Source organism: Rossellomorea sp. ABR4_012, from assembly GCF_056159545.1.
The window spans coordinates 179,459-195,428 of the sequence record NZ_JBSWVK010000001.1 but is presented as its reverse complement, the minus strand read 5'-3'; the positions used below and the strand labels follow the sequence as shown (position 1 = coordinate 195,428).

Here is a 15,970-nt window from a genome sequence, read left to right as displayed (position 1 = left end):
TTAAAAGGGAGGTAGGCCCCTTGCTAGATGTAAATAACTTTGAGTATATGAAAATTGGTTTAGCTTCCCCCGATAAGATCCGTTCGTGGTCTTACGGGGAAGTCAAAAAACCGGAAACCATTAACTATCGTACATTAAAGCCAGAAAAAGATGGATTGTTCTGTGAACGTATTTTCGGTCCTACAAAGGACTGGGAATGCCACTGCGGTAAATACAAACGTGTACGCTATAAAGGCGTCGTTTGTGACCGTTGTGGAGTTGAAGTAACAAAAGCGAAGGTTCGCCGTGAACGTATGGGTCACATCGAGCTTGCTGCTCCTGTATCTCATATCTGGTACTTCAAAGGGATTCCAAGCCGTATGGGGCTTGTATTAGACATGTCCCCTCGTGCACTGGAAGAAGTCATTTACTTCGCTTCCTATGTTGTAACAGAACCTGGTGATACGGCTCTTGAAAGAAAGCAGCTGCTTTCCGAGAAAGAGTACCGTGCATACCGTGAAAAATATGGAGTGAAATTCCAGGCTGCAATGGGTGCAGAAGCAATCAAAAAACTTCTGCAGGATATTGACCTTGACAAGGAAGCTGATTTCTTAAAAGAAGAGCTGAAAACAGCTCAAGGCCAACGCCGTACCCGTGCAATCAAACGTCTCGAAGTGGTCGAGTCATTCAGAAACTCAGGAAATGATCCTGATTGGATGATCCTTGATGTACTTCCTGTCATCCCTCCTGAACTGCGTCCTATGGTTCAGCTGGATGGAGGACGTTTTGCAACATCTGACTTGAACGATTTATATCGTCGGGTAATCAACCGTAACAACCGTTTAAAACGATTATTAGATCTTGGTGCACCGAGCATCATCGTGCAGAATGAGAAGCGTATGCTTCAAGAAGCTGTAGACGCGCTGATTGACAATGGCCGCCGCGGACGTCCGGTAACAGGACCAGGTAACCGTCCATTGAAATCTCTTTCTCACATGCTTAAAGGGAAACAAGGTCGTTTCCGTCAAAACCTTCTTGGTAAGCGTGTTGACTATTCTGGTCGTTCTGTAATCGTTGTTGGGCCTAATCTGAAAATGTACCAATGTGGTCTTCCAAAAGAAATGGCTCTTGAATTGTTCAAGCCATTCGTTATGAAAGAACTCGTTGAAAAAGGATTGGCGCACAACATCAAGAGTGCAAAACGCAAGATTGAACGCGTACAGCCGGAAGTATGGGATGTATTAGAAGAGGTAATTAAAGAACACCCAGTTCTTTTAAACCGTGCACCTACTCTTCACAGACTTGGTATTCAAGCATTTGAACCAACTCTTGTAGAAGGTAGAGCAATCCGTCTTCACCCACTTGTATGTACAGCATATAACGCGGACTTTGACGGTGACCAAATGGCGGTTCACGTACCATTATCTTCTGAAGCCCAGGCTGAAGCGCGCATGCTGATGCTTGCTGCTCAAAACATCCTGAACCCTAAAGATGGTAAACCAGTTGTTACACCATCACAGGATATGGTATTGGGTAACTATTACCTGACACTTGAACGTGAAAATGCTGTCGGTGAAGGCATGGTCTTCTCAGACGCAAATGAAGTACTGCTTGCTTACCAAAATGGATATGTACACTTGCATACACGTATTGGAATCCATGCAGGAACACTTCATAACAAAACGTTCACTGAAAAGCAAAACAGTCAAATGTTATTAACGACGGTTGGGAAAGTAATCTTTAACGAGATCTTACCAGACTCCTTCCCATTCATTAACGAACCGACAAAGAGCAATTTGGAAGAAGCTACACCTGAAACGTACTTTGTTGATCCGGGAACTGATATCAAAGAAGAGTTCAAAAACCGTGAGTTAATCAACCCGTTCAAAAAAGGTTTCTTAGGAAACATCATCGCCGAGGTATTCAAGAAGTTTGCGATCACTGAAACTTCCCGAATGCTCGATAAAATGAAAGATTTAGGATTCAAATATTCTTCTAAAGCGGGTATTACAGTTGGTATCGCCGACATCGTAGTACTAGCTGAAAAAGAACAAATCCTTGTAGAAGCTCAAAGTAAAGTAGATAACGTGCTTAAGCAATTCAAGCGCGGTCTGATTACAGAAGATGAGAGATACGATCGTGTCATCTCCATCTGGAGTGCTGCGAAAGATACAATTCAAGGTAAGTTAATGGCGACGCTTGATAAGCGCAACCCGATCTTCATGATGAGTGACTCAGGTGCCCGTGGTAACGCATCTAACTTTACTCAGCTTGCAGGTATGCGTGGTCTGATGGCCAACCCGGCTGGTCGTATCATTGAATTACCGATCAAATCAAGTTTCCGTGAAGGTCTTACGGTTCTTGAATACTTCATCTCTACACACGGTGCCCGTAAAGGTCTTGCCGATACAGCACTGAAGACAGCTGACTCAGGTTACTTGACTCGTCGTCTTGTTGATGTGGCTCAAGATGTCATTGTACGTGAAGAGGACTGCGGAACGGATAGAGGGCTGCTGGTTGGTTCCATCAAAGAAGGAACAGAAATCATCGAACCTCTTGAAGAGCGTCTGCTTGGCCGTTACTCACGCAAAACATTGCGTCACCCTGAAACAGATGAAATTCTTGTCGATGAAAATCAGCTGATCAATGAAGACTTAGCGAAGGCCATCGTAGATGCGGGTGTTGAACACGTTTCAATCCGATCTGCATTTACATGTAACACACGCCACGGTGTATGTGAAAAATGTTATGGTACAAACTTAGCTACTGGTCAGAAGGTAGAGGTAGGAGAAGCAGTCGGTATCATCGCTGCGCAATCAATCGGGGAGCCTGGTACACAGTTAACGATGCGTACGTTCCATACCGGTGGGGTTGCAGGAGACGATATCACTCAAGGTTTACCGCGTATCCAAGAAATCTTCGAAGCGCGTAATCCGAAAGGTCAGGCTGTCATCTCTGAAATGGATGGTGTCATTACTTCCATCAGTGAAGGAAAAGACCGTCAATACGAAATCACCGTTCAAGGTGATGTGGAAACAAGAAATTACACAGCTCCTTATACAGCTCGTCTTAAGTTCGCTGTCAACGATAAAGTGGCCCGCGGACAAGAGCTTACAGAAGGTTCGATCGATCCGAAGGAACTTCTTAAAGTGCGTGACGTATCCGCCGTTCAAGAATACTTGCTGCGCGAAGTACAGAAAGTATACCGTATGCAAGGGGTTGAAATCGGTGATAAGCACGTAGAAGTCATGGTTCGTCAAATGCTTCGGAAAGTTCGTGTCATTGATGCTGGTGAAACTGAGGTACTTCCAGGTACTCTTATGGATATCCACCAGTTCAGAGACGCGAATGAGAATGCATTGCTCAAAGGAGACATCCCGGCAACAGGAAGACCTGTATTGCTTGGAATCACGAAAGCTTCCCTTGAGACAGATTCCTTCTTATCTGCAGCTTCATTCCAGGAAACAACTCGTGTGTTAACGGATGCTGCAATTAAAGGAAAACGTGATGAGCTTCTAGGGTTGAAAGAAAATGTCATCATCGGTAAACTCGTGCCTGCTGGTACAGGTATGCAGCGCTACCGTAAGGCAGAACCTGTTTTAGCTGAAGAAACGAGCGAAGAAACAGTCACAGTAGAGTAATCTAATATGGCTAACTCTTAGATTGTATTCACTTTCTAAGAGTTAGCTTTTATAAATCTTTTAATTCTGTGTTGACATAGTAATTTTAAGATGATAATATATTCAAGGTTGCTCCTATTAATAACCTGCTACTTTGGAGGATATCAAATGTCTTATGAAAAAGTATCACAGGCGAAAGAAATTATTGTAGGGACAAAGCAAGCAGTGAAAGCTCTGAAGAATGGTCATGTACTGGAAGTTGTTATCGCGGAAGATGCTGATCCGAGGGTGATAGCGAAAGTGGTGCAGGCTGCGAAAGATCTTGATGTACGAGTCAACAAAGTGGATTCGATGAAGAAACTTGGCAGATCGTGCGGAATAGATGTTGGAGCGGCAGCTGTTGCGATTATACAGTAAAATAGTTTTTGTAGACTATATCTGCAAAAACTTTACTTTTACCCAAAAATGAACCACCTGGATGTGTGGGCTTACCAAGTAAGAAGGGAGGAAAACAAAATGCCAACTATTAACCAATTAGTTCGCAAGCCTCGTCAGTCTAAATCTACAAAGTCTAAGTCACCAGCACTTAACAAAGGTTACAACAGCTTTAAGAAAGTGCACACGAACTTGTCTTCTCCACAAAAACGTGGTGTATGTACTCGTGTAGGTACTATGACTCCAAAGAAACCGAACTCAGCGTTACGTAAATATGCTCGTGTTCGTTTGACAAATGGAATCGAGGTTACTGCTTACATTCCTGGTATCGGTCACAACCTTCAAGAGCACAGTGTCGTGCTTATCCGTGGAGGACGTGTAAAGGATTTACCAGGGGTACGTTATCATATCGTACGTGGTGCGCTTGATACAGCTGGAGTTGAAGGCCGTATGCAAGGACGTTCTAAATACGGAACTAAGCGCCCTAAAGCAGCTAAAAAATAATAACAAAATCATAAATTTATTTCTCGTTGAAAGGAGGAAATCACATGCCACGTAAAGGTCCTGTAGCAAAAAGAGACGTTTTACCTGATCCAATGTACAATTCTAAATTAGTTACTCGTTTAATCAACAAAATTATGATTGACGGTAAAAGAGGTAAAGCTCAAAAGAAATTATACGCTGCGTTTGATATCATCAGCGAGCGTTCTGGGAAAGATGCAATGGAAGTATTCGATGCAGCTTTGAAAAATATCATGCCGGTATTAGAAGTTAAAGCTCGTCGTGTTGGTGGTTCTAACTACCAAGTACCTGTTGAGGTTCGCCCTGAGCGTCGTACGACTCTAGGTCTTCGTTGGTTAGTAAACTACTCTCGTCTTCGCGGTGAGAAGACTATGGAAGAGCGTTTAGCTAACGAAATCCTTGATGCAGCTAACAACACTGGTGCTTCTGTTAAGAAGCGTGAAGATACACACAAGATGGCTGAAGCGAACAAAGCGTTTGCTCACTATCGCTGGTAATCTTTAATTAACAAACAAATCACACTCATATAAGGAAGGAGAAAGACCACATGCCAAGAGAGTTCTCCTTAGAAAACACTCGTAATATCGGTATCATGGCACACATCGATGCCGGTAAAACAACTGCAACTGAGCGTATCCTATTTTACACTGGTCGTATCCATAAAATTGGAGAAACTCACGAAGGTGCTTCTCAAATGGACTGGATGGAGCAGGAGCAAGAGCGTGGTATCACGATCACATCTGCTGCGACAACAGCTCAATGGAAAGGCCATCGTATCAACATCATCGATACACCTGGACACGTAGACTTCACTGTTGAAGTTGAACGTTCCCTGCGTGTACTTGATGGTGCGGTAGCAGTACTTGATGCTCAATCTGGTGTTGAGCCTCAAACTGAAACTGTATGGCGCCAAGCAACAACTTACGGGGTTCCTCGTGTTGTGTTCGTTAACAAAATGGACAAAATCGGTGCTGACTTCCTTTACTCTGTAAAAACTCTTCATGAGCGTTTACAAGCAAATGCACATCCAATTCAGCTTCCTATCGGTGCTGAAGATGATTTCGAAGGGATCATTGACTTAGTAGAAATGAAAGCTTATTTCTATGAAGATGACCTTGGAACACGTGCAGAAGCTCGTGACATTCCTGATGAGTACAAAGATCAAGCTGAAGAATACCGCGGAAAATTAATCGAAGCAGTTTCTGAACTTGATGAAGAGTTAATGATGAAATACCTAGAAGGCGAAGAGCTTACAAATGATGAGCTTAAAGCTGCTATCCGTACAGCAACTCTAACTGTTGAGTTCTATCCGGTAGTTTGTGGATCAGCCTTCAAAAACAAAGGGGTTCAATTATTAATTGACTCAGTTATCGATTATCTTCCAGCGCCAACAGACGTTGAAGATATCAAAGGTTTTGTTCCTGAAACAGAAGAAGAAGTAACTCGTCCATCTTCAGACGATGCTCCATTCTCTGCTTTGGCGTTCAAAGTTGCAACTGACCCTTATGTTGGTAAATTAACATTCTTCCGTGTGTACTCTGGTATCTTAGAGTCAGGTTCATACGTAAGAAACTCTTCAAAAGGCAAGCGTGAACGTGTAGGACGTATCCTTCAAATGCACGCTAACTCCCGTGAAGAGATCTCAAGCGTTTACGCTGGGGATATCGCAGCAGCAGTTGGTCTTAAAGATACAAGTACTGGAGATACACTATGTGATGAAAAGAATCTTGTTATTCTTGAATCTATGGTATTCCCAGAGCCTGTTATCTCTCTATCTGTTGAGCCTAAATCAAAGGCTGACCAAGATAAAATGACTACTGCCCTGCAAAAACTTCAAGAGGAAGATCCAACATTCCGTGCGCATACTGACCAGGAAACTGGACAAGTTATCATCGCGGGTATGGGTGAGCTTCACTTAGATATCATCGTTGACCGTATGAAACGTGAATTCAAAGTAGAAGCAAACGTAGGTGCTCCTCAAGTATCTTACCGTGAGACTTTCCGTGATACGGCTAAAGTTGAAGGTAAGTTCGCTCGTCAATCTGGTGGACGTGGACAATTTGGACACGTTTGGATCGAATTCGCGCCTAACGAAGAAGGTAAAGGATTCGAATTCGAGAACGGTATCGTTGGTGGTGTTGTTCCACGTGAATACATCCCTGCAGTACAAGCCGGCCTTGAAGATGCACTTGAAAATGGTGTACTTGCTGGTTTCCCACTTGTTGATGTTAAAGCAAGATTATTCGATGGTTCATACCATGATGTTGACTCCTCTGAAATGGCGTTTAAGATCGCTGCTTCAATGGCACTTAAGAATGCCGCTTCTAAATGTAAGCCGGTAATCTTAGAGCCAATGATGAAGGTAGAGGTTGTTATCCCTGAGGAATACCTTGGAGATATCATGGGTGACGTTACTTCCCGTCGTGGACGTGTAGAAGGTATGGAAGCACGCGGTAACGCTCAAGTCGTTAAAGCGTTCGTACCACTTTCTGAAATGTTTGGATATGCAACGTCTCTACGTTCTAACACACAAGGACGCGGAACATACTCCATGCACTTCGATCACTACGAAGAAGTACCTAAGTCGATTTCTGAAGAAATCATCAAAAAAAATAAAGGTGAATAATTGATTTATTCCCTTCAATAAAGTATAAATACTATTGTAAGCTAGTACATTTTCAGAGGTGGGGCAATCCACTTCTGAAAATAACCTAACAATATACTTATTTCTTTTAAAATTAAAGGAGGATTTTCAAATGGGTAAGGAAAAATTTGATCGTTCCAAGCAACATGCGAATATCGGTACAATCGGTCACGTTGACCATGGTAAAACTACATTAACTGCTGCAATCACAACTACACTTCACAAGAAGTATGGTCGTGGAACTGCAATGGCTTATGACCAAATCGATGGTGCTCCAGAAGAAAGAGAACGTGGTATCACAATCTCTACTGCACACGTTGAGTATGAAACTGAAACTCGTCACTATGCACACGTTGACTGCCCAGGACACGCTGACTATGTTAAAAACATGATCACTGGTGCTGCGCAAATGGACGGTGGTATCCTAGTAGTATCTGCTGCTGATGGTCCAATGCCACAAACTCGTGAGCACATCCTTCTTTCTCGTCAAGTAGGTGTACCTTACCTAGTTGTATTCATGAACAAATGTGACATGGTAGACGACGAAGAGCTACTTGAATTAGTAGAAATGGAAGTACGTGACCTTCTTTCTGAGTACGATTTCCCTGGTGATGACGTACCAGTAATCAAAGGTTCTGCTCTTAAAGCTCTAGAAGGAGATGCTGAGTGGGAAGAGAAAATCTTCGAACTTATGGAAGCTGTAGACAGCTACATCCCAACTCCAGAGCGTGACACTGAAAAGCCATTCATGATGCCTGTTGAGGACGTATTCTCAATCACAGGTCGTGGTACAGTTGCTACTGGACGTGTTGAGCGTGGACAAGTTAAAGTTGGTGACGAAATCGAAATCATCGGTATCGCTGAAGAGTCTAAAAAGACTACAGTTACTGGTGTAGAAATGTTCCGTAAGCTTCTTGATTATGCTGAAGCTGGAGACAACATCGGTGCGCTACTTCGTGGTGTATCCCGTGACGATATCCAACGTGGTCAAGTACTTGCTAAACCAGGTACAATCACTCCACACACTAAGTTCAAAGCAGAAGTTTACGTTCTTTCTAAAGAAGAAGGTGGACGTCACACTCCATTCTTCACTAACTACCGCCCTCAGTTCTACTTCCGTACAACTGACGTAACTGGTATCTGTAACCTTCCTGAAGGTGTAGAAATGGTTATGCCTGGCGATAACATCGAAATGACTGTTGAGCTTATCGCTCCAATCGCTATCGAAGAAGGTACTAAGTTCTCTATCCGTGAGGGTGGACGTACTGTAGGTGCTGGAGTAGTAGCAACTATCACTGAGTAATCATTGATGATATAAAACAGATGGACTTTTGTCCATCTGTTTTTTTATTGCATGTCTAATTGTATTTCTAGTCGTTATTGGATCCGGCATGTTATGTGGGTTCTCGTTTTTCTGGAGATTTGGTTTGTGCAGGGTTAGATTTAATCGACTTTATAGTTTTGCACGAGTATTTTTGGGGATTTTCTTTAGATTTAAAGTGTGTGCTCGCCTAAACAAGATACTTTCCTTGGATATATGATGCCAATGGCAATTTTGTGATCTTCATTTCGAATTTATGATCCTGATTTGAGATTTATGATCCTGATTTGGAATTTATGATCCCAATTTGAGATTTATGATCCTAAATCAAAATTTACGATCTTATAAGAATAATTCTAATCACAAAAGAGACGCTTAAGCTTTGAGTCCCGATCAACAGTGTCAAATTCAAACCCCATCCACCGACCGAAACAACCGAAACAACCGAAACAAAATCCCATGAAATCAGAACCACCCTCGAAAACCCAATCATACGATCTCAATAAAAAACCAAGTTTCTTCTATATAATAAAACTACCCGAAACCAATCTATTTATCACAATATAAACCTGCTTCCATCATTCATTATTAAATATTGTGAAAACTCCACATACACTTGAATTTCACCCACCCAGTTTGTATAATAGAGAAAGTGTGCGAAACAAATAGATTTTGTAAGAAACCCTTGCATCTTCTAGGTGTTTTAGTTATAATAGACAATGTTGGTCTTTGACTGCGATGAAATGGAAGGTTGCTGACACACCCGGCCGCTTTGCCATGGCGAGTGTGTGGGAAATTTCCATGGAGAATGTCTATTCAAAAATAGGCGAAAAAGGAGGGAAAATAATGGCAAAACAAAAGATTCGTATTCGTTTAAAGGCTTATGATCACAGAATTCTTGATCAATCAGCTGAGAAAATTGTTGAAACAGCAAAACGTTCTGGTGCGGCGGTTTCTGGACCGATCCCACTACCAACAGAAAAGTCTGTTTACACAATCTTACGTGCTGTGCACAAATACAAAGATTCTCGTGAGCAATTCGAGATGCGTACACACAAACGCTTAATCGACATTGTGAACCCAACACCACAAACAGTTGATGCGCTTATGCGTTTAGACTTACCATCTGGTGTAGATATCGAAATCAAACTTTAATCTTATAAAATCATAATTAACAGGAGGTGTGACTTATGACCAAAGGAATCTTAGGAAGAAAGATCGGTATGACTCAAGTTTTTGCTGAAAACGGTGATCTTATCCCTGTAACTGTAATTGAAGCTGCTCAAAACGTTGTTCTTCAAAAGAAATCTGTAGATGTTGATGGATACGATGCGATCCAGGTTGGTTTCGAAGACAAACGCGAAAAGCTTTCAAACAAGCCAGAGAAAGGCCACGTTGCTAAAGCTGAAACTGCTCCTAAGCGCTTCATCCGTGAAATCCGCGGTGTAAACGTAGAAGAGTACGAAGTTGGTCAAGAAGTCAAAGTTGATATTTTCGCTGCAGGCGATGTAGTAGATGTAACAGGAGTTTCAAAAGGGAAAGGTTTCCAAGGTGCTATCAAGCGTCATAACCAATCTCGCGGACCTATGTCTCACGGTTCTCGTTATCACCGTCGTCCTGGTTCAATGGGTCCTGTCGATCCGAACCGCGTATTCAAAGGTAAATTACTACCTGGACGCATGGGTGGAGAGCAAATCACGATTCAAAACCTTGAAATCGTGAAAGTGGATGCAGAACGCAACCTGATCTTAGTTAAAGGTAATGTACCTGGACCTAAGAAACAACTTATCAAAGTTAAAACGGCTATCAAAGCAGCTAAATAATATAACTTTCCAGGAAAGGAGGAAATAAGAATGCCGAAAGTAGCATTATTTAACCAATCAGGTTCTAAAGTTGGTGATATCGAACTTAATGATTCTGTATTTGGTATTGAACCAAACAAACATGTACTGTTTGAAGCAGTATTAATGCAAAGAGCTTCATTACGTCAAGGAAATCATAAAGTAAAAAATCGTTCTGAAGTACGTGGCGGTGGACGTAAACCATGGCGTCAAAAAGGAACAGGTCGTGCTCGTCAAGGGTCAATCCGTTCTCCACAATGGCGCGGCGGTGGTGTTGTATTTGGACCAGTTCCACGCAGCTACAGCTACAAATTACCTAAGAAAGTTCGTCGCTTAGCGATCAAATCTGCTCTTTCTTCTAAAGTAGTGGAAGAGAACATCTTAGTATTAGAAGCATTATCATTTGATGCTCCAAAAACAAAGGAATTTGCTAACGTTCTTAAAGGTCTTTCACTTAACGCTAAAACATTAGTCGTTACTGATGGTCTTGATGAAAACGTAGCACTTTCAGCTCGTAACATCCCTGGTGTAACAGTTGTTCCTGCAGATGGAATCAGCGTTCTTGATGTATTAGGACACGACAAACTAGTGATGACTAAATCAGCTGTTGAAAAAGTAGAGGAGGTGCTTGCATAATGGATGTACGTGAAATCATTAAGCGCCCCGTAATTACAGAAGCTTCTACAGATCTTATGTCTGAGAAAAAAATATACGTTCGAAGTTGATACTAGAGCGAACAAAACTCAAGTTAAAGATGCTGTTGAAGAAATCTTTGACGTAAAAGTAGACAAAGTTAACATCATGAACTACAAAGGTAAGTTCAAACGTATGGGTAAACACGCTGGTTACACTAACAAGCGTCGTAAAGCAATCGTTAAGCTTACTGCTGATAGTAAAGAAATCGAATTCTTTGAAGTATAAAATTCTTTAATTAAGAAGAGGAGGGAAAAACATGGCGATTAAAAAGTATAAACCTACCTCTAATGGTCGTCGCGGTATGACTTCATCTGATTTCGCTGAAATCACTACGGATTCTCCGGAAAAGTCACTTTTAGCACCCCTGCATAAAAAGGGTGGCCGTAACAACCAAGGTAAGTTAACAGTTCGTCATCAAGGCGGCGGTCATAAGCGTCAATACCGTATCATCGACTTCAAGCGTGATAAAGATGGTATACCTGGACGCGTTGCTACGATCGAATACGATCCAAACCGCTCTGCAAATATTGCACTAATCAACTACGCTGATGGAGAAAAGCGTTACATCCTTGCACCTAAGTCAATCGAAGTAGGTATGGAAGTAATGTCTGGACCTGAAGCAGATATCAAAGTAGGTAATGCGTTACCACTTATCAACATCCCTGTTGGTACAGTAGTACACAATATCGAACTTAAACCAGGTAAAGGTGGTCAGCTGGTACGTTCTGCTGGTACATCTGCACAAGTACTTGGTAAAGAAGGTAAGTACGTTCTTGTACGCCTTAACTCTGGTGAGACTCGTATGATCCTTTCTGCTTGCCGCGCTACAGTAGGTCAAGTTGGAAATGAACAGCACGAACTTATCAACATCGGTAAAGCTGGACGTTCTCGCTGGTTAGGTAAGCGCCCAACAGTTCGTGGTTCTGTAATGAACCCTAACGATCACCCACACGGTGGTGGTGAAGGACGTGCGCCAATCGGACGTAAATCACCAATGTCTCCATGGGGCAAACCTACTCTTGGATACAAGACACGTAAGAAAAACAACAAATCAGATAAATTTATTGTGCGTCGTCGCAAAAAATAACGGGGTTGAACTACGGTTCGCATCTAGAGCCGTAGACCAATCACGAAGGGAGGTTCAAACATGGGTCGTAGCTTAAAAAAGGGACCTTTTGTTGATGATCATTTAATGACAAAGATCGAAAAATTGAACGAAACTGAAGGCAAGCAAGTTGTAAAGACTTGGTCTCGTCGTTCAACGATCTTCCCAGCATTCATCGGTCACACTATCGCAGTTTACGATGGTCGTAAACATGTACCTGTATACGTCACTGAAGACATGGTAGGACACAAGCTTGGTGAATTCGCACCATCTCGTACCTACAAAGGTCATGCAAGTGATGATAAGAAAACAAGACGCTAATTGAGAGGAGGGTATCCTAATGCAAGCAAAAGCTGTTGCTAGAACAGTACGTATTGCTCCTCGTAAAGTACGTTTAGTCATCGATCTAATCCGAGGTAAGCAAGTTGGAGAAGCAGTTGCGATTCTTAAGCACACGCCTAAGGCAGCTTCACCAGTCGTTGAAAAAGTACTTAAATCTGCTATCGCAAACGCAGAGCATAACTATGACATGGATATTAACAGCCTGATCGTAACTGAGGCTTATGTAAATGAAGGACCAACACTTAAACGTTTCCGTCCACGTGCGATGGGTCGTGCAAGTCAAATCAACAAACGTACAAGTCACATTACACTTGTAGTATCAGAAAAGAAGGAGGGATAATCCGTGGGTCAAAAAGTACATCCGGTCGGACTTCGTGTCGGTATAATTCGTGATTGGGAGTCTAAATGGTACGCAGACAAAGATTACGCTACACTTTTACACGAAGACTTAAAAGTACGTGAATATATTGCAAAACGTTTAGTAGACGCATCTGTTTCCAAAGTGGAAATCGAACGCGCTGCAAACCGTATCAACATTACTGTTCATACAGCTAAACCTGGTATGGTTATCGGTAAAGGTGGTACAGAAGTTGAAGCTCTTCGTAAAGCTCTTAACGAATTGACTTCAAAACGTGTACACATCAACATCGTTGAAATCAAAAGAGCTGACGTTGATGCTAAATTAGTAGCAGAAAACATTGCTCGTCAACTAGAAAACCGTGTTTCTTTCCGTCGTGCTCAAAAGCAAGCGATCCAACGTGCGATGCGTGCTGGTGCAAAAGGAATCAAAACACAGGTATCTGGTCGTTTAGGCGGAGCTGACATCGCTCGTGCTGAACATTACAGTGAAGGTACTGTTCCACTTCATACTCTACGCGCTGACATTGACTATGCTCATGAAGAAGCTGACACTACTTATGGTAAGCTTGGTGTTAAAGTATGGATCTACCGTGGAGAGGTTCTTCCTACAAGAAAGAAATCTGAGGAAGGAGGCAAATAATTATGTTATTACCTAAACGCGTTAAACATCGTCGCGAACACCGTGGTAAAATGCGTGGTCGTGCTAAAGGCGGTCAAGAAGTTGCGTTCGGTGAATACGGTTTACAAGCTACAGAAGCTTCTTGGATAACAAACCGTCAAATCGAATCTGCTCGTATCGCTATGACTCGTTACATGAAACGTGGCGGTAAAGTATGGATTAAAATCTTCCCTCATAAACCTTACACTGCTAAACCTCTAGAAGTACGTATGGGTTCTGGTAAAGGGGCTCCAGAAGGTTGGGTAGCAGTAGTTAAGCCTGGAAAAATCATGTTTGAAGTAGCTGGTGTTTCTGAAGAGGTAGCTCGTGAAGCTCTTCGTCTTGCAGCACACAAACTTCCTGTTAAATGCAAGTTTGTAAAACGAGAAGAAATTGGTGGTGAATCAAATGAAAACTAATGAAATTCGTGACCTAACCACTGCCGAAATTGAACAAAAAGTCAAAACTCTGAAAGAAGAGTTATTTAACCTTCGCTTCCAACTTGCGACTGGCCAACTTGAAAACACAGCCCGCATCCGTGAAGTCCGCAAAGGGATCGCTCGTATGAAAACTGTAATCCGTGAAAGAGAGATCGGGGTTAACAATCGATAAATGAGAGGAGGTTTGCTTAAATGAGTGACCGCAACCAACGTAAGGTTTACACTGGCCGTGTTGTTTCCGACAAAATGGATAAAACAGTAACGGTTATGGTAGAAACTTATAAAAAGCATTCTCTATACGGCAAGCGCGTAAAGTACTCTAAGAAGTTTAAAACTCATGATGAGAACAACGAAGCAAAAGTAGGCGATATCGTACGTATCATGGAGACTCGTCCACTATCTGCTACGAAACGTTTCCGTTTAGTAGAAGTTGTTGAAAAAGCAGTTATTATCTAATATATTTGCTCGGATAATTTGTAATTCCGAAGGGAGGTAACCTACATGATTCAACAAGAATCACGTTTAAAAGTTGCTGACAACTCTGGTGCTCGTGAAGTATTAACGATTAAAGTTCTTGGCGGTTCTGGACGCAAGACTGCTAACATCGGTGATGTAATCGTATGTACAGTAAAACAAGCAACACCAGGTGGCGTTGTTAAAAAAGGTGACGTAGTTAAGGCTGTAGTCGTTCGTACTAAGTCTGGTGTACGCCGTCAAGACGGTACTTACATCAAGTTCGACGAGAACGCATGTGTAATCATCCGTGACGATAAAGGACCACGTGGAACTCGTATCTTCGGACCTGTTGCTCGTGAATTGCGTGACAGCAACTTTATGAAAATTGTATCTTTAGCTCCAGAAGTTCTTTAATAGATTAGCATTGGCCATTCAAGGAGGTGCGATGAAATGCATGTAAAAAAAGGCGATAAAGTAGTGGTCATCACCGGGAAAGACAAAGGCAAAACAGGAACTGTTCTTGCTGCGTTCCCTAAGAAAGACCGAGTGCTTGTTGAAGGAATCAACGTTGTGAAAAAACACGCTAAGCCTTCACAGATGAACCCTCAAGGTGGAATCATCAGCCAGGAAGCATCTATCCACGTGTCAAACGTAATGCTTCTAGATCCGAAATCTAACGAGGCAACTCGTGTAGGTTACAAAACGGAAAACGGTAAAAAAGTACGTGTAGCAAAAAAATCAGGTGAAGTTCTAGATAAATAGTTCGATTAAGAAGGGAGGTATTCTGAATGAACCGCCTAAAAGAAAAATTTCAAAGTGAAATCAGCCCAGCTCTAGTGAGCAAATTCAATTACAAATCAGTAATGGAAGTACCTAAAGTTGAAAAGATCGTTGTCAACATGGGTATCGGTGATGCAGTTCAAAACTCAAAGGCTCTTGATGTAGCAGTTGACGAATTGACTCAAATCACTGGTCAAAAACCTGTTGTAACAAAAGCTAAAAAATCTATCGCAGGCTTCCGTCTTCGTGAAGGTATGCCTATCGGTGCAAAAGTTACTCTTCGCGGAGAGCGTATGTACCAATTCTTAGATAAATTAATCTCTGTATCACTTCCACGTGTACGTGACTTCCGCGGTGTTTCTAAAAAAGCATTCGACGGTCGCGGTAACTACACTCTAGGTGTTAAAGAGCAATTGATTTTCCCTGAGATTGATTATGATAAAGTGTCTAAAGTACGCGGTATGGATATCGTTATCGTAACTACTGCTAAAACAGACGAAGAAGCTCGTGAGTTATTGACTCAAATCGGAATGCCATTCCAAAAGTAATCGCTATATAAGGGAGGCGAAAATGTGGCTAAAAAATCAATGATTGCGAAACAAAAACGCACGCCAAAGCATAATGTTCAAGCGTACACACGTTGCGAACGTTGCGGACGTCCTCACTCAGTTATCCGTAAATTCAAGCTTTGCCGTATTTGTTTCCGTGAACTTGCATACAAGGGTCAGATTCCTGGCGTTAAGAAAGCTAGTTGGTAATACCCTATATTGG

Annotated in this window: 20 protein-coding genes and 1 pseudogene; all 21 read left to right on the top strand. The window is 42.2% G+C overall.

Translation table 11 applies throughout. The features are described from left to right. Positions 1-20 precede the first annotated feature (20 nt). Complete coding sequence (gene rpoC / locus ACXAFV_RS01055) at positions 21-3,620, top strand: DNA-directed RNA polymerase subunit beta' (RefSeq protein WP_475123881.1); 3,600 nt, start codon at positions 21-23, stop codon at positions 3,618-3,620. Between the two features lie 147 nt (positions 3,621-3,767). Beyond that, positions 3,768-4,016 carry a 50S ribosomal protein L7ae-like protein gene (locus tag ACXAFV_RS01050; protein WP_475123880.1) on the top strand — a complete coding sequence of 83 codons (249 nt, stop codon included), beginning with the start codon at positions 3,768-3,770 and terminating at the stop codon, positions 4,014-4,016. Between the two features lie 99 nt (positions 4,017-4,115). Next, positions 4,116-4,538, top strand: coding sequence for a 30S ribosomal protein S12 (gene rpsL, locus ACXAFV_RS01045; protein ID WP_032085266.1), 423 nt, complete (start codon positions 4,116-4,118; stop codon positions 4,536-4,538). Positions 4,539-4,582: 44 nt separating this feature from the next. Continuing rightward, the gene (rpsG, locus tag ACXAFV_RS01040; RefSeq protein WP_034765993.1) at positions 4,583-5,053 is read left to right on the top strand and encodes a 30S ribosomal protein S7; all 471 of its coding nucleotides are present in this window, start codon (positions 4,583-4,585) and stop codon (positions 5,051-5,053) included. Positions 5,054-5,103: 50 nt separating this feature from the next. Beyond that, positions 5,104-7,182 (top strand): elongation factor G, encoded by a 2,079-nt coding sequence (gene fusA / locus ACXAFV_RS01035; protein ID WP_032085268.1) that lies wholly within the window; start codon positions 5,104-5,106, stop codon positions 7,180-7,182. 130 nt (positions 7,183-7,312) lie between these two features. Beyond that, positions 7,313-8,503 carry an elongation factor Tu gene (gene tuf, locus ACXAFV_RS01030; RefSeq protein ID WP_475123878.1) on the top strand — a complete coding sequence of 397 codons (1,191 nt, stop codon included), beginning with the start codon at positions 7,313-7,315 and terminating at the stop codon, positions 8,501-8,503. Positions 8,504-9,367: 864 nt separating this feature from the next. Then, the gene (gene rpsJ / locus ACXAFV_RS01025; RefSeq protein WP_007085291.1) at positions 9,368-9,676 is read left to right on the top strand and encodes a 30S ribosomal protein S10; all 309 of its coding nucleotides are present in this window, start codon (positions 9,368-9,370) and stop codon (positions 9,674-9,676) included. Between the two features lie 35 nt (positions 9,677-9,711). Further along, positions 9,712-10,344 carry a 50S ribosomal protein L3 gene (gene rplC, locus ACXAFV_RS01020; protein WP_475123877.1) on the top strand — a complete coding sequence of 211 codons (633 nt, stop codon included), beginning with the start codon at positions 9,712-9,714 and terminating at the stop codon, positions 10,342-10,344. 30 nt (positions 10,345-10,374) lie between these two features. Beyond that, complete coding sequence (gene rplD, locus ACXAFV_RS01015; protein WP_475123875.1) at positions 10,375-10,998, top strand: 50S ribosomal protein L4; 624 nt, start codon at positions 10,375-10,377, stop codon at positions 10,996-10,998. Continuing rightward, a pseudogene (gene rplW, locus ACXAFV_RS01010) lies at positions 10,998-11,283 on the top strand (50S ribosomal protein L23). The gene rplD and the pseudogene rplW overlap by 1 nt, the downstream one beginning before the upstream one ends. 31 nt (positions 11,284-11,314) lie before the next feature. Then, positions 11,315-12,145 (top strand): 50S ribosomal protein L2, encoded by an 831-nt coding sequence (gene rplB, locus ACXAFV_RS01005; RefSeq protein ID WP_475123873.1) that lies wholly within the window; start codon positions 11,315-11,317, stop codon positions 12,143-12,145. 60 nt (positions 12,146-12,205) lie between these two features. After that, complete coding sequence (gene rpsS / locus ACXAFV_RS01000; protein WP_034765978.1) at positions 12,206-12,484, top strand: 30S ribosomal protein S19; 279 nt, start codon at positions 12,206-12,208, stop codon at positions 12,482-12,484. Positions 12,485-12,503: 19 nt separating this feature from the next. Continuing rightward, a complete protein-coding gene (rplV, locus tag ACXAFV_RS00995; RefSeq protein ID WP_032085275.1) occupies positions 12,504-12,845 on the top strand; it encodes a 50S ribosomal protein L22 in 342 nt (113 codons plus the stop codon). Positions 12,846-12,848: 3 nt separating this feature from the next. Next, positions 12,849-13,505 (top strand): 30S ribosomal protein S3, encoded by a 657-nt coding sequence (gene rpsC / locus ACXAFV_RS00990; protein WP_172253791.1) that lies wholly within the window; start codon positions 12,849-12,851, stop codon positions 13,503-13,505. A 2-nt stretch (positions 13,506-13,507) separates the two neighbouring features. Beyond that, entirely contained in the window at positions 13,508-13,942 is a 435-nt protein-coding gene (rplP, locus tag ACXAFV_RS00985; protein WP_032085277.1) for a 50S ribosomal protein L16, read from the top strand. Beyond that, complete coding sequence (gene rpmC, locus ACXAFV_RS00980; RefSeq protein ID WP_032085278.1) at positions 13,932-14,135, top strand: 50S ribosomal protein L29; 204 nt, start codon at positions 13,932-13,934, stop codon at positions 14,133-14,135. The genes rplP and rpmC overlap by 11 nt, the downstream gene beginning before the upstream one ends. Positions 14,136-14,155: 20 nt before the next feature. Continuing rightward, positions 14,156-14,419: a 30S ribosomal protein S17 gene (gene rpsQ / locus ACXAFV_RS00975; protein ID WP_032085279.1), complete on the top strand. Its 264-nt coding sequence runs from the start codon at positions 14,156-14,158 to the stop codon at positions 14,417-14,419. Between the two features lie 45 nt (positions 14,420-14,464). Continuing rightward, entirely contained in the window at positions 14,465-14,833 is a 369-nt protein-coding gene (gene rplN, locus ACXAFV_RS00970; protein ID WP_032085280.1) for a 50S ribosomal protein L14, read from the top strand. 36 nt (positions 14,834-14,869) lie between these two features. Beyond that, positions 14,870-15,181: a 50S ribosomal protein L24 gene (gene rplX, locus ACXAFV_RS00965; protein ID WP_475123872.1), complete on the top strand. Its 312-nt coding sequence runs from the start codon at positions 14,870-14,872 to the stop codon at positions 15,179-15,181. Positions 15,182-15,207: 26 nt separating this feature from the next. Further along, a complete protein-coding gene (rplE, locus tag ACXAFV_RS00960; RefSeq protein ID WP_224878082.1) occupies positions 15,208-15,747 on the top strand; it encodes a 50S ribosomal protein L5 in 540 nt (179 codons plus the stop codon). 24 nt (positions 15,748-15,771) lie between these two features. Next, positions 15,772-15,957: a type Z 30S ribosomal protein S14 gene (locus ACXAFV_RS00955; protein WP_010191505.1), complete on the top strand. Its 186-nt coding sequence runs from the start codon at positions 15,772-15,774 to the stop codon at positions 15,955-15,957. Positions 15,958-15,970 lie beyond the last annotated feature (13 nt).

What these genes read in the sequence shown, in the direction of transcription:
- ACXAFV_RS01050 (WP_475123880.1), top strand. Translation starts at nt 3,768, where the DNA reads ATGTCTTATGAAAAAGTATCACAGGCGAAAGAAATTATTGTAGGGACA.
- rpsL (WP_032085266.1), top strand. Translation starts at nt 4,116, where the DNA reads ATGCCAACTATTAACCAATTAGTTCGCAAGCCTCGTCAGTCTAAATCT.
- rpsG (WP_034765993.1), top strand. Translation starts at nt 4,583, where the DNA reads ATGCCACGTAAAGGTCCTGTAGCAAAAAGAGACGTTTTACCTGATCCA.
- fusA (WP_032085268.1), top strand. Translation starts at nt 5,104, where the DNA reads ATGCCAAGAGAGTTCTCCTTAGAAAACACTCGTAATATCGGTATCATG.
- tuf (WP_475123878.1), top strand. Translation starts at nt 7,313, where the DNA reads ATGGGTAAGGAAAAATTTGATCGTTCCAAGCAACATGCGAATATCGGT.
- rpsJ (WP_007085291.1), top strand. Translation starts at nt 9,368, where the DNA reads ATGGCAAAACAAAAGATTCGTATTCGTTTAAAGGCTTATGATCACAGA.
- rplC (WP_475123877.1), top strand. Translation starts at nt 9,712, where the DNA reads ATGACCAAAGGAATCTTAGGAAGAAAGATCGGTATGACTCAAGTTTTT.
- rplD (WP_475123875.1), top strand. Translation starts at nt 10,375, where the DNA reads ATGCCGAAAGTAGCATTATTTAACCAATCAGGTTCTAAAGTTGGTGAT.
- rplB (WP_475123873.1), top strand. Translation starts at nt 11,315, where the DNA reads ATGGCGATTAAAAAGTATAAACCTACCTCTAATGGTCGTCGCGGTATG.
- rpsS (WP_034765978.1), top strand. Translation starts at nt 12,206, where the DNA reads ATGGGTCGTAGCTTAAAAAAGGGACCTTTTGTTGATGATCATTTAATG.
- rplV (WP_032085275.1), top strand. Translation starts at nt 12,504, where the DNA reads ATGCAAGCAAAAGCTGTTGCTAGAACAGTACGTATTGCTCCTCGTAAA.
- rplP (WP_032085277.1), top strand. Translation starts at nt 13,508, where the DNA reads ATGTTATTACCTAAACGCGTTAAACATCGTCGCGAACACCGTGGTAAA.
- rpmC (WP_032085278.1), top strand. Translation starts at nt 13,932, where the DNA reads ATGAAAACTAATGAAATTCGTGACCTAACCACTGCCGAAATTGAACAA.
- rpsQ (WP_032085279.1), top strand. Translation starts at nt 14,156, where the DNA reads ATGAGTGACCGCAACCAACGTAAGGTTTACACTGGCCGTGTTGTTTCC.
- rplN (WP_032085280.1), top strand. Translation starts at nt 14,465, where the DNA reads ATGATTCAACAAGAATCACGTTTAAAAGTTGCTGACAACTCTGGTGCT.
- rplX (WP_475123872.1), top strand. Translation starts at nt 14,870, where the DNA reads ATGCATGTAAAAAAAGGCGATAAAGTAGTGGTCATCACCGGGAAAGAC.
- rplE (WP_224878082.1), top strand. Translation starts at nt 15,208, where the DNA reads ATGAACCGCCTAAAAGAAAAATTTCAAAGTGAAATCAGCCCAGCTCTA.